The 12,589-nt window shown below is 30.8% G+C and carries 12 protein-coding genes; 6 read left to right on the top strand and 6 right to left on the bottom strand.

What is annotated here, in order from left to right; genetic code table 11:
* Positions 1-58 precede the first annotated feature (58 nt).
* On the top strand, positions 59-1,819 hold the full coding sequence (gene aspS, locus ABNT61_RS11285; protein WP_348743285.1) for an aspartate--tRNA ligase: 1,761 nt from the start codon (positions 59-61) through the stop codon (positions 1,817-1,819).
* Positions 1,820-1,932: 113 nt separating this feature from the next.
* On the opposite strand, the gene ABNT61_RS11290 is transcribed toward aspS, so the two are convergent.
* Positions 1,933-2,166 (bottom strand): hypothetical protein, encoded by a 234-nt coding sequence (locus ABNT61_RS11290; protein WP_348743286.1) that lies wholly within the window; start codon positions 2,164-2,166, stop codon positions 1,933-1,935.
* 151 nt (positions 2,167-2,317) lie between these two features.
* Between ABNT61_RS11290 and ABNT61_RS11295 the strand changes: the two genes are divergently transcribed.
* Both ABNT61_RS11295 and ABNT61_RS11300 read left to right on the top strand, forming a co-directional pair.
* Positions 2,318-3,022, top strand: a complete 705-nt coding sequence (locus tag ABNT61_RS11295; protein ID WP_348743287.1) for a DUF6503 family protein — start codon at positions 2,318-2,320, stop codon at positions 3,020-3,022.
* Between the two features lie 8 nt (positions 3,023-3,030).
* The gene (locus ABNT61_RS11300; protein ID WP_348743288.1) at positions 3,031-4,809 is read left to right on the top strand and encodes a chloride channel protein; all 1,779 of its coding nucleotides are present in this window, start codon (positions 3,031-3,033) and stop codon (positions 4,807-4,809) included.
* A 40-nt stretch (positions 4,810-4,849) separates the two neighbouring features.
* Here the strand turns inward: ABNT61_RS11300 and ABNT61_RS11305 are convergent, their stop codons facing one another.
* Entirely contained in the window at positions 4,850-5,497 is a 648-nt protein-coding gene (locus ABNT61_RS11305) for an energy transducer TonB (RefSeq protein ID WP_348743289.1), read from the bottom strand.
* A gap of 290 nt (positions 5,498-5,787) precedes the next feature.
* Between ABNT61_RS11305 and ABNT61_RS11310 the strand changes: the two genes are divergently transcribed.
* Genes ABNT61_RS11310 through ABNT61_RS11320 form a run of 3 tightly spaced genes read left to right on the top strand, consistent with a single transcriptional unit; the run spans position 5,788 to position 8,696 of the window.
* Entirely contained in the window at positions 5,788-6,897 is a 1,110-nt protein-coding gene (locus tag ABNT61_RS11310) for an alpha/beta hydrolase family protein (protein WP_348743290.1), read from the top strand.
* Positions 6,898-6,927: 30 nt separating this feature from the next.
* Positions 6,928-7,977, top strand: a complete 1,050-nt coding sequence (locus ABNT61_RS11315; RefSeq protein ID WP_348743291.1) for a sensor histidine kinase — start codon at positions 6,928-6,930, stop codon at positions 7,975-7,977.
* Positions 7,974-8,696: a LytR/AlgR family response regulator transcription factor gene (locus ABNT61_RS11320; RefSeq protein WP_348743292.1), complete on the top strand. Its 723-nt coding sequence runs from the start codon at positions 7,974-7,976 to the stop codon at positions 8,694-8,696. The genes ABNT61_RS11315 and ABNT61_RS11320 overlap by 4 nt, the downstream gene beginning before the upstream one ends.
* A 1-nt stretch (position 8,697) precedes the next feature.
* Here the strand turns inward: ABNT61_RS11320 and glpQ are convergent, their stop codons facing one another.
* The 4 genes from glpQ to ABNT61_RS11340 all read right to left on the bottom strand — a co-directional run bounded on the left by glpQ (position 8,698) and on the right by ABNT61_RS11340 (position 12,533).
* A complete protein-coding gene (gene glpQ, locus ABNT61_RS11325) occupies positions 8,698-9,675 on the bottom strand; it encodes a glycerophosphodiester phosphodiesterase (protein ID WP_348743293.1) in 978 nt (325 codons plus the stop codon).
* 86 nt (positions 9,676-9,761) lie between these two features.
* Complete coding sequence (locus ABNT61_RS11330; protein WP_348743294.1) at positions 9,762-10,805, bottom strand: hypothetical protein; 1,044 nt, start codon at positions 10,803-10,805, stop codon at positions 9,762-9,764.
* Positions 10,806-10,812: 7 nt separating this feature from the next.
* Positions 10,813-11,259, bottom strand: a complete 447-nt coding sequence (locus tag ABNT61_RS11335) for a T9SS type A sorting domain-containing protein (RefSeq protein WP_348743295.1) — start codon at positions 11,257-11,259, stop codon at positions 10,813-10,815.
* Positions 11,260-11,618: 359 nt separating this feature from the next.
* Positions 11,619-12,533, bottom strand: coding sequence for a glutaminase (locus ABNT61_RS11340; protein ID WP_412766943.1), 915 nt, complete (start codon positions 12,531-12,533; stop codon positions 11,619-11,621).
* Positions 12,534-12,589: the final 56 nt, after the last annotated feature.

Below are 12,589 nucleotides of genomic sequence, written 5' to 3' on the forward strand. Positions count from 1 at the left end.
AGTAATTTTTTACAAACTAACATTTATAGTTAAATTTGCGCATCTAAAATTATAGAAAATGTACAGATCGCATTCATGCGGTGAGTTAAGAGCATCGCATATTAATACAGAAGTTACCCTAGCAGGATGGGTTCAAAAATCAAGAGATAAAGGTTTCATGATTTGGGTTGATTTACGAGATCGTTACGGAATTACTCAGTTGATTTTTGATGAAGAGAGAACTTCTAAAGACTTAATGGAAAAAGCAAAAACATTAGGTAGAGAGTTTGTGATTCAAGTAAAAGGAACTGTTATTGAAAGAGCTTCTAAAAATCCAAATATCGAAACAGGAGATATTGAAGTTTTAGTTTCTGAATTAAACATTTTAAACGAAGCAAAATTACCGCCATTTACAATTGAAGATGAAACTGACGGTGGAGAAGATATTCGAATGAAATATCGTTATTTAGATATTCGTCGTAACCCGGTAAAAAATAGCTTAGTTTTCCGTCATAAGGTTTCAATGGAAGTTCGTAAATATCTTTCTGATAAAGGGTTTATTGATGTTGAAACTCCATATTTAATTAAGTCTACTCCAGAAGGAGCTCGTGATTTCTTAGTTCCTTCAAGAATGAATGCTGGACAGTTTTACGCATTACCACAATCACCACAAACTTTTAAGCAGTTATTAATGGTTGGTGGAATGGATAAGTATTTCCAGATTGTAAAATGTTTTAGAGATGAAGATTTACGTGCCGACCGTCAACCAGAGTTTACACAAATAGACTGTGAAATGGCGTTTGTTGAGCAAGAAGATATTTTAGAGATTTTCGAAGGAATGACTCGTCATTTATTAAAAGAAATTAATGGTGTTGAAGTTGATAAATTCCCAAGAATGTCTTTTGATGATGCTATGCGTTTATACGGAAATGACAAACCTGATATTCGTTTCGGAATGCAGTTTGGTGAGTTAAACGAAGTTGCACAACATAAAGAATTCAAAGTATTTAATGAAGCTGAATTAGTTGTAGGTATTGCTGTTCCTGGTGGAGCTTCATATACTAGAAAGGAAATTGATAAGTTAATCGATTGGGTGAAGCGTCCACAAGTTGGTGCTTTAGGAATGGTATATGTTAAGTGTAATGAAGACGGAAGTTTTAAATCGTCTGTAGATAAGTTTTACGACCAAGAAGATTTAGCTAAATGGGCAGAAACTACTGGAGCAAAAGCAGGAGATTTAATTTGTGTTTTATCAGGTAAAACTTCAAAAGTACGTGCACAATTATCTGCTTTACGTATGGAATTAGCAGAGCGTTTAGGTTTACGTAAACCGGATGAATTTGCACCATTATGGGTTGTAGATTTCCCATTATTGGAATTGGATGAAGAAACTGGACATTATCATGCAATGCACCATCCATTTACATCACCAAAACCTGGTCAGATTGAATTATTAGATACAGATCCAGGAGCGGTAAAAGCAAACGCTTATGATTTAGTATTAAATGGTAATGAAATTGGTGGAGGTTCTATTAGAATTCACGATAAAGAAACTCAAGCTATTATGTTTAAGCATTTAGGATTTACTCCTGAAGAAGCTAAAGAACAATTTGGTTTCTTAATGGATGCTTTTGAATATGGAGCACCTCCTCATGGTGGTTTAGCTTTTGGTTTAGATAGATTAGTTGCTATTTTAGGTGGACAAGAAACTATTCGTGATTTTATTGCATTCCCAAAGAATAATTCTGGAAGAGATGTAATGATAGACGCGCCAGCAACTATTGATAATGATCAATTACAAGAATTAAGTATTCAATTGAATGTTCAAGAAGAAGCTTAATTATAAAACATATAAATTATAATCCCGCCTAGTGCGGGATTTTTTATTTCACAAGATTGCCTTGAACATTTCTTTCAAGTGTAAAATTAGTCATTACGTAACGCATAAATAACCTAAGCGTTGTTCGTCTTTTTCCCTTTTATTAACTGAAATCCTTCATAAATTATGTAGAAAACGAATGTGTAACAGATAAAGTTTATCAAAATAAACATCAATGTTTCTAATTCAAATATTGGCTTTCCTTCACCAAATCCAACTACATAAAATACTTCGCTAATAATTTGAGGAGAAAAGAGTAACCCAATTCCTAACATCAATAATATTAAACCAAATACTTTTCTAAACATATTAAAAGCTAATCATTTAGTTTTGATTTATCACAAAAAACAACACGAACAATTATAATATGTAGCTGAAATACAGTTATATGATGATAAATTAAAAATCAATATTTATTGATTTATATTTTTATTAAATTTCCATTTTAAAACCAAATCTATGTTTCTACGTATCTCACTATTTTTAGCTTGTTTCAGCTCTTTTCTCTCATTTTCTCAAGAGATTTCTGGAAAAGAGTTGTTGGATAAAGCGATTCAATATCATGACCCACATGGAAATTGGAAAACATTTAAAGGAACCTTGAATGTTACCATGACAATTCCTAATAAACCAAAAAGAGAGAGCGAAATAAAAATCGATTTACCGAATGAATTCTTTTATGTAAAAGCAACTAGAGGAGAAAACACAACAGAATATACAGTTGATAAGAAAGAATGTAAAATTGCCTTTAACGGTGATCAAAATCCTTCTGAAGCTATTTTAAAAGAACATAAATTAAGTTGTGATCGAGCGAATCTTTACAAAAATTACTATAGTTATTTATATGGACTTCCAATGAAGTTAAAAGACAACGGAACTAATATTCATGATAAAGTAGAAAAGAAAAAGTTCAAAGGAAAAGAATATTTAGTACTAAAAGTAACTTATGATGAAAGTGTAGGTAAAGACACTTGGTATTTTTACTTTAACCCGAAGACTTATGCCATGGAGATTTATCAATTTTTCAAAGCAACAAAAGACAGTGGTGAATATATTTTACTTTCTGAAGAGGAAATAATAAACGGTATAAAAATGCCTAAAGTAAGAGCTTGGTATTATAACAAAGATGATGGTTACTTAGGTACAGACACGTTGGTTAAATAAAATAGTTGATGCTAATTTCTAAGAAAACACTAAAGCGAATTCTTATTTGGAGATATAAGAATGTTTCTGAACGTCAGTTCGTTTATGTTTTAAGTATTTTGGTGGGTTTCTTAGCAGGTTTAGGAACGTTAGTTCTAAAGAATCTTACTTATTTTTTTCAATGGATTTTAGAAGGGAATTTAATTAAAGATTATCACTACTCTTTTTACTTTTTATTTCCCATCATTGGTTTACTCTTAGTTCATATTATTAAAAAATATCTGCTTAAAAAAGAGATTGGTCATGGTATTTCAACCACACTAGAGGCTATTTCTAAAAAGAGTGGAATTATAGAACAATATAAAATTTATGCTTCAGTACTTACCGCTCCTATAACCGCAGGATTTGGAGGATCAATAGGATTACAAGGTCCGGCTGTAAGCACCGGTGCTGCGCTAGGGTCTGGAATTTCACAATTGTTTCACGTAAATACTAAAACCAGAATGCTATTAATTGCGTGTGCCGCAGCAGGTGCAATGGCATCAATGTTTCAAGCACCTATTGCAGCAATTATTTTCGCAATCGAAATATTTAGTTTAGACTTAGCTTTTGTTTCGCTCATTCCATTATTATTAGCTTCTGTTTCTGCAATTGTTACGTCTTATTTTTTCTTAGGTCAAGATGTGTTATTCTCTGTAAAAATTCAAGAAACCTTTCAAATTAACGACATTGCTTTTTATGTTTTTCTTGCAATTTTCACTGGATTCGCTTCCGTTTACTTTTCGAAAATCTACTTTATCATTATCAACTTTTTTAATCGATTTAAAAAAACATCGCAGAAGTTATTTTGGAGCTCCATTGCCATTGGTTTATTACTATTATTAGTTCCTCCTCTTTACGGAGAAGGATATTCTATAATTAACAATTTACTATTAAATGATGCCGCTGAAGCCTTAAAAGAACTTCCATATAAGTTTGATAAAAACAATGTTTGGACAGTTATCATTTTATTGATGATTGTAGGTGTACTAAAAGTAATAGCCATGACCACAACCTTTGCTGCAGGTGGTGTTGGTGGTATTTTTATTCCAACGTTAGTTATGGGAAGTATTTTAGGTAATGTACTTGCTAAAACTATTAATGCTTTCGGGTTTTCCGTTTCTGAAACCAACTTTACATTAATTGGAATGACGGGTTTAATGGCAGGAGTTCTTCATGCACCATTAACCGCTATTTTCTTAATTGCTGAAATAACTGGTGGATATGATTTATTTGTTCCTTTAATGTTGGTTGCTGCAGTTTCTTATGCAATAACTAAATACTTTGTATCTAACTCTATTTATGCCGTTGAATTAGCAGAAAGAGGAGAGTTGATTACTCATGATCGAGATAAAAATGTAATGATGATGATGAGTATTGAAAAAATTATTGAAAAAAACTTTATTTCTGTTTCTCTAGAAATGTCTATGCGACAACTATTAACCACTGCAGTTACAAAGTCTAACAGAAATATTTTTCCTGTTTTAAATGAAAACAATGAATTTCTCGGGATTATTCTTTTGGATGATATTCGTCCAATATTATTTGATGAAAAGCTATACGATAAGTTAACAGTATTAGATTTTATGAAAAGCGCGCCTACAGTTATTTTTAATACAGATAGCATTGAAAAAATTATGCAAAAATTTAAAGAAAGTGGCGCTTGGAATTTACCTATTGTAAAAGAAGACGGAACTTATATTGGCTTTATCTCAAAGTCCAAATTATTATCTGCTTATCGTTCTAAATTACTTCAGGTTACATCTTAGTATCATCGCACAATTCATAAAAAGAAAAGGTAAGTATAAATTACTTACCTATTTCAAAGTTAATAGCCATCAAATGCTTCACATTTACAAGTTCGTTATCAATTTTACCAGGCTTAAATTTTGGTAAACCTTTTATAATTCTAGTAGCTTCAGCTTCTAATAATTCACCATTAATTGGTCCTAAAGCAACAATGTTTTTTACACCTCCGTTAGCGTCAATAATAAAACTAGTCCATACAATTCCTTCAACACCTCTTTCTTTTAAAGACTCAGGGTATACTAAGTTATCATTTATATAGTTGTTTAACACATCCTTTAAGTTCCCTTTGTAATTCGCATTATTACCTGAAACTAATAAAACTGGTTGTTCTGTTACTTCACCTAAATACACATCTCTTGCTTTTACCTCTTTTTTAGGAGCCTTGTTTTTAGTTGAATTAATTGCGCTTAAATTCTTTCTTAGTTTATGATAATAACTATTTCTTCTTGTTCTTAAATACCTTTTTGTTCTTGGTTTAGGCATTTCTTTTTCTGCACTTTCTTTATCATGTAAACACTTATCTATAGTATTTAATTCCATTAAAAGATCGTCTGATGATGATGAGCTCACGCATACATCTTGTTGAGCAGTTATTATTGTCGTTGAAAGAAAAACAAAACCTAAAATCAATATTCTTTTAAAATTCATAATACAGGAGTTTAATAGTAGTTGTAAAAATTTAATTGTGTGTGTGTTTTTAATCACACCACAAAGAAACCTCAACTTCAAAGTTTTTGAATTCTAAAACTGCGTGAAAGGGAAAAATTAGGCTTAAAAGGGAATAAATCCCGTTCAATTTTTTCAACAAACCCAGTATTTACGTTGATTTTAAGTTTTACTTAGAATCAAATACCGTTTATGTTTCTATTTTACCACTCATCATAAATTGCCTTGAAAAAGTAAATTTGATACTTAGTTTAGCTAAAAAAATTAAAATTATGACACGTTTACTTTTAGCTTTAATAACACTAATTACATCTTCCGTAATTAGTCTTTGTGCTCAAACTTCACCAAGACCACAAGACCCTGTTGCTCCGTTACCATATTTGGTTGAGGAAGTTTCATTTGTAAATTCAAAGGAAAATATCACTTTAGCTGGAACATTAACACTTCCTAAAAATGAAAAAAATCCTCCAGTTGCAATTCTAATTTCAGGTTCTGGTCCGCAAAATAGAGATAGTGAAGTAAAAGCATTTAATCATCGTCCATTTCTTGTATTATCAGATTATTTAACAAGAAACGGAATTGCTGTGCTACGTTATGATGATCGAGGAATTGCTGAATCTAAAGGAAATTTTAAAACTGCAACAACTCATGACTTTGCTGATGATGCGGAAAGTGCTGTTGCATATTTAAAGACTAGAAAAGATGTTATCAACACTAATCAAATTGGGTTAATTGGACATAGTGAAGGAGGAATTATTGGTGCTATTGCTTCTTCTAGAAATAAAGATGTTGCCTTTTTTATCTCTTTAGCAGGACCAGGAGTAGATGGAAAGGAAATATTACTAACTCAATCTAGAAAGGCGTTAGAGTTAAAAAACGTATCCTCAGATCTTATTGATTTTAATGAAATGATTTCAAACGGGGTGTATTCAATAGTTCAAAAAGAACCAGACTCTCTTTCTGTTGCCAAAAGTACCCGTAAATTCTTTTTAGCGAAAAAGAAGGAGTTGCCAAAAAACTTGATGTTAATGCAAATGAATGACCAAGTCATAGACCAACAAATAAAAGCTGTAACTGATAAGTGGCTAATGAACTTTATTAAAACAGATCCAAAGCCATATTTTGCCAAAGTAACTTGTCCTTTTTTAGCTTTAAACGGATCAAAAGATATTCAAGTATTGTCTGAGCTGAACTTAAATGCTATCCGAAGTGCGCTAAAAACGTCAACAAATAAAGATGTTGAAATAAAAGAATTAGAAGGATTCAATCATTTATTTCAAGTAGCAGAAACAGGAAGCATAGAGGAATATGCTAAAATTGATGAAACGTTTTCTGAAAAAGCAATGGTGATTATAAAAGATTGGATCTTAAAACGCTTTTAATAATTAGTATCTTTCACTTTTACAAGATTTATGAATCTAAAATCGCAACAATTACTATTCTGGGCACTTCAAATTACGGGTTGGGGAATTCCATCATTTCTAAATGGTTACGCAAAATACATCTATAATACTGATCCTTTAATTAAAAAGTATCTCATTTTAGAAACGTTGCTTTTTTTTATTCTAGGTATATTTTGGACTACTATTTTAAGAAACTACATCAAAAATTATATTGCTTCATTTGATTCCTTAAAAAAGGATTATTCAAAAGTAATTATTGGCTATGTACTCTCTTCAATTGGATACACATTTACCTTAATTGGATTTTCATATTTGGCTTTTAGTTTTATACTTGAAAAAAACATGACACTTTCTTTTGGTAGAATAGTGTCATCTGCGATTAATATATTTCTTTTTGTGCTTTTTTGGTTGTTGTTTTATATCAGTATTAAAACTTTAATCAACTCTAAACAGAGGCATATTGAATATTTGGAATTAGAGAGTTCATTTAAAGACTCTCAGTTGAATACTTTAAAAGGACAAATTAATCCACACTTCATGTTTAATAGTTTAAATAACATCAGAGGACTAATGTTGGAAGATGTTGAAAAAGCTAGAGATATGATTACACGTCTTTCTGAATTGCTACGTTATTCACTTTCAAAAAGTAGTAATAGTACTATAAAACTAAAGGAAGAGTTAGAAATGGTTTCGAATTTTATTGCACTAAGTCATATTCAATTTGAAGATAGACTAACTTATAAGGAAGAGATAGATTCTAATCTTTTAGCATTGGAAATTCCTCCAATGATTATTCAAATGCTTATTGAAAATGCTATAAAACATGGTATTTCTCAACAAAAAAATGGAGGAACTGTACACTTACAAGTTTCGGAAATAGATAAAAATTTAGAAATTAAAGTAAGTAATACTGGTCAGTTAGAAAACAATAAAGAATCTACTAAAATTGGATTAAAAAATATTAGCGATCGTCTTCGTATTTTATATGGTGATAAAGCTAATTTTAAGCTCTTCGAAGAAAAACAAACTGTAATTGCTCATATTCAAATTCCGTTATGAAAACATCTATAAAAGCTGTTATTGTAGAAGACTCTAGATTGGCAAGAAAAGAGTTGAAGTTATTACTTAACGATTACGATCATATCAAAATAATTGGTGAAGCTGAAAATGTAGATGAAGCCTATGAGTTAATCAATTCTGATTTTCCTGATTTACTATTCTTGGATATAAACATGCCTGAAAAAGATGGTTTTGCTTTGTTAGAAATGTTAGATGAAATTCCGACAGTAATATTTACAACGGCTTATGATGAATATGCAATTAAGTCTTTTGAATACAATGCTTTTGATTATTTATTAAAACCAATTAATAAAAGTAGACTTCAAAAGACAATTGATAAGCTTCAAATTACTGAGAATTCAGAAAAAGAAGTAACCAATTTACTTACACCAACAAGTCAAGTGTTTTTAAAAGATGGTGAAGATTGTTGGATGGTAGCGATTCAAGAAATTACTCTTTTTGAAATTGTAGGAAATTACACTCGTGTTTATTTTAAAGACAAAAAGCCTTTGATTTATAAATCGCTAAATAAAATTGAAAGTCGATTACCACTAAACTATTTCTTTCGAGTAAACAGACAGCAAATTGTGAATCTGAAACATATTGTTAACGTCACTCCATGGTTCAACGGAAAATTAAAGTTCACCATGAAGAATGACATTGAAGTTGAAGTTTCTCGCAGACAGTCTGTAAAATTTAAGCAAGAGCTAGAATTCTAAACTATTTATTCAATAGTCGAACAACTTTATCTGGAAAGTCAGTAAAACATCCATCAATATTAGCTTCAAAAAGCAAGGTGTTTACGTGCTCTTCGAATGAAGAAAAATCACCTAATTGATCTGCTCTAAACGTATATGCATGCACTTTTAAGCCTAATTTATGAGCATCTTCAACTAAAGAAGTAAATTGCCATTTACCATCAACCTTTTTGTCTATAACTTGTTTATACCAAGGTCCAATTCCATCTGCGTAAGTAGCAAAATGATCTAGCTGTTTTGTTTCCTCTGGGAATTCTATTAATTGCACTAAAAACAAATCGGATTTTAACTCCTTTCGAACACGTTCCAATTCTTTAGCATCAAAACATTGAAAAATGCAATTGTCTTTTTTAGTAGTATATCCATATTCTGATAAAACCTCTAAAGTGATTTGAGCAATATCTTTTCCATTCTTATGATGAAACTCAGGATTCTTAATTTCTGGATAAATTCCAATACTATTCCCCGTACTTTTATTCAGTCCTTGAATCAATTCGATTTCTTGCTGTAGAGAATGTAACTTAAAACTCCCTTTTCCTTTCGGAAATCTATTCGGATAAAATTGTTTACCAGTTTTAGGATCGAAACGTTCAGAAACATGTAAACTCTGCAATTCCTCAAAAGTAAAATCGATCACATAGTATCGGTCATCTTCGCGTTTTCGCTCAGGAAATTTTGCAGCAACATCAGTAACATCATCTAAATAAATATCATGAATAACTACAGGAACATCATCTTTACTCAGCACTAAATCTTGTTCAAGAAAATCAGGATTCATTGCATAAGCCATAGCTTTGGCTTCCATTGTATGTTCTGGTAAATAACCTGAAGCTCCGCGATGAGCTACAATAATTTTTGAGTTCATAGAATTTGACTTTTTTTGAGTTTTCATACATGAAAAAACTAACAAAAAGGCTGCTAAAAAAAATAACTGTCTCAAAACTTTTATTTTGTTCTACATAAATGTAGAGCATATTTTTGAAAAAACCTTTTCTTTAAATTAGAAAAGGTTTAGTATTAGAACTTTTATTTGCTAACTGTATTAATTGGCGTTCCATTTAATGTAGTCGATTTCCAACTACTTGACCCTCCATTAAATTGTGAAAAACCATAAGCATTAGAGCTTGTATATACTACTATATTTATTGAAGAAGCAATAGCTTCTATAGGAGTTCCACTTAATGAAATGGGCTTCCAACTACTTGAACCTCCATCAAACTGTGAAAATCCATAAGCATTTGAATTTGTGTATACAACTATATTGAGATTAGATGCAGCAGCACCAATAGCAGTTCCATTCAATGAAGTAGCTTTCCAACTACTTGAACCTCCATTAAATTGTGAAAATCCATAAGCATTTGTATCAGTATAAACTACTATACTGTTGTTTGATGCAACAGCTCCTATTGGAGTTCCGTTTAACGAAGTAGCTTTCCAACTACTTGAACCTCCATTAAATTGTGAAAATCCATAAGCATTTGTATCAGTATAAACTACTATCTGATCATTAGAAGCAATTGCACCCAAAGGAGCTCCGCTTAATGAAATAGATTTCCAGCTACCTGACCCCCCATCAAACTGTGAAAATCCATAAGCATTTGTCTCAGTATATATTACAATTACTTTACTAACTTTACTTTTGGCTGTTATTGTAGCGGGTAAACTTTCAACATTTATAGTTTCTGCATACAAAGCATATGGTGTACTCATCAATTGGTTTGTCCCCGATATAGTATAATTATTTCCTCCTGCTGGGTCAATCTCTACTTTTAAAAACTTAGTGTTAATTCCCCATTTAATAGATGAAAATTCCCCAACACTTGCATCTCCATGCCCTATGTTTAAACTAAACAAGCCTTTGTCATTTGTTGTTTTAGTATGAGTTTCAGTATACACTGCTGTTCCAGTAATAGAACTATCTAGAATTGATATTTTTATTCCAATATTTTCATTTGCAATAACACTTCCGTCATTTTTAAATGCCACTGCTTGATAACTTATCCCTTGTGGTACTTGTGCATTTACCAAAAATGAACTTATTAGGAATAAATAAAATAAAAGCTTTTTCATCGTTTTTCTACTTCTTTATAATTTTAATAGATTTTATATTTGGGTTTTCTGTTTTTAAAAAATATATACCTTTAGACAAATTTGTTAGATTAACTCTATTCGCATTATTAAGTATTTGCTCGGAAACTAATTGACCTGAAGTATTATAGATAAAAATTTTCTTGATCTTTTTGTTAATATTAAGATTAAGAGAATGATTCGCTGGGTTTGGATATACTCTTATATCCTCTGACAATAATATTTCTTCAGTTCCCAATGTGAAAAACTCGATTTGTGTGGTAACTGCAATAATACCAGAACTTATATTGTTTTCATTATTGGATATTACAAAAACTTCACCCACTGAATGCATAAGGTTGTTGTTTTGAATTGCCCCGCTATTTACTGAACTAGTATTTTGCCCAAATGCATAGATGGATTTTAAAAGTAAAATACTCAGTATAATGTATTTCATATAATTATTGATTTGAATTCTTTTTTCTTCTTATATAATTTTTATAGGTAATATATTTCAGACATAACGATATTATGTCTTATATTACTTTTGAAATAATTATAATAACATGGATTAACTGAAAAAGTCTATCGATTTTACTTCCATAACATTTATAGCTTTTTGTGAATCTTTTTCATTACAAATATATAAAGAAAAACTAGTACACTTAAAATTTAAATGTTCATTATATTAAACGAATTATAACTATATTGAACTTAGAATATTCTCATGTAGCTTATAAAGATCAAAATGTATCTAAATTGCTCCTATCACAAACTTCTCTTTTAGTGATTTATAATTTTGAATTAATTTTCAAATCAAAAAATTGACTCCTCAGTTTCGGTAGTAAATGCTTCTAAAAATTTCATTCCTCGATAAGAATTTCCTTTTTCATTCAATTTAGGACTCCAAGCTGCGATGCAATATTTACCAGGATAAACTGCTACGATTCCTCCGCCAACTCCACTCTTTCCTGGTAATCCAACCCTAAAAGAAAATTCTCCAGATTCATCATAAAAACCGCAGGTTTGCATAATTGCATTTACCCTTTTTGTTTTACTCAGATTTAATACGTTATCACCAGTTGAAGTTGTAAAATTCGGATTGGCCAAATACATAAATACTTGTGATAATTCCTGGCAACTCATTTCAATTGAGCACATATGAAAATAAAAATCTAATACTTCTTCAGGTTCATTTTTAATATTTCCAAAAGACTTAATAAAATTACATAAGGCTTTGTTTCTATATCCCACCGAAGCTTCGGATTTAGCTACGGCTTCTGAATATGAAATATCCGATGATTTACAAAGTTCTCTGACAGCAGCTAAAAAATCTTCTTTTGGATTTTCATAATGGCTTACGAGCATATCACAGATGACCATTGCTCCACTATTCATAAACGGATTTCTTGGAATTCCAAAATCTGATTCTAATTGAACTAGAGAATTAAAAGGTGTTCCTGAAGGTTCAACATCCACGCGTTTCCATATTTCATCTCCAAAAATTTGATAGGCCAAGCTCAAAGACAAGACTTTAGAAATACTTTGAATAGAAAATTTTGTTTTCCAATTCCCTACCCCGAATTGCTCATTATTCATGTTTAATAAACAAACTCCAAAATTGTCCGAATCTACTTTGGCTAATTCTGGAATATAAGTGGCAATTGCACCCTTATTTTCTTCGGAAACTACATTATTATATATTGTAGTTAAAACTCTCTTATAATCGATTGTTTTCTCTTCTAATTTCATTTTGCTCTTCTTTTATCGCTAATTGAAAGCCAATG

It is taken from the genome of Tenacibaculum sp. 190524A05c, from assembly GCF_964036595.1.
In the GTDB taxonomy this organism is placed as follows: Bacteria; Bacteroidota; Bacteroidia; order Flavobacteriales; family Flavobacteriaceae; genus Polaribacter; species Polaribacter platacis.

Excerpts from the sequence above, each read along its gene's own strand:
- aspS (WP_348743285.1), top strand. The coding sequence starts at position 59 with ATGTACAGATCGCATTCATGCGGTGAGTTAAGAGCATCGCATATTAAT.
- ABNT61_RS11290 (WP_348743286.1), bottom strand. The coding sequence starts at position 2,166 with ATGTTTAGAAAAGTATTTGGTTTAATATTATTGATGTTAGGAATTGGG.
- ABNT61_RS11295 (WP_348743287.1), top strand. The coding sequence starts at position 2,318 with ATGTTTCTACGTATCTCACTATTTTTAGCTTGTTTCAGCTCTTTTCTC.
- ABNT61_RS11300 (WP_348743288.1), top strand. The coding sequence starts at position 3,031 with ATGCTAATTTCTAAGAAAACACTAAAGCGAATTCTTATTTGGAGATAT.
- ABNT61_RS11305 (WP_348743289.1), bottom strand. The coding sequence starts at position 5,497 with ATGAATTTTAAAAGAATATTGATTTTAGGTTTTGTTTTTCTTTCAACG.
- ABNT61_RS11310 (WP_348743290.1), top strand. The coding sequence starts at position 5,788 with ATGACACGTTTACTTTTAGCTTTAATAACACTAATTACATCTTCCGTA.
- ABNT61_RS11315 (WP_348743291.1), top strand. The coding sequence starts at position 6,928 with ATGAATCTAAAATCGCAACAATTACTATTCTGGGCACTTCAAATTACG.
- ABNT61_RS11320 (WP_348743292.1), top strand. The coding sequence starts at position 7,974 with ATGAAAACATCTATAAAAGCTGTTATTGTAGAAGACTCTAGATTGGCA.
- ABNT61_RS11330 (WP_348743294.1), bottom strand. The coding sequence starts at position 10,805 with ATGAAAAAGCTTTTATTTTATTTATTCCTAATAAGTTCATTTTTGGTA.
- ABNT61_RS11335 (WP_348743295.1), bottom strand. The coding sequence starts at position 11,259 with ATGAAATACATTATACTGAGTATTTTACTTTTAAAATCCATCTATGCA.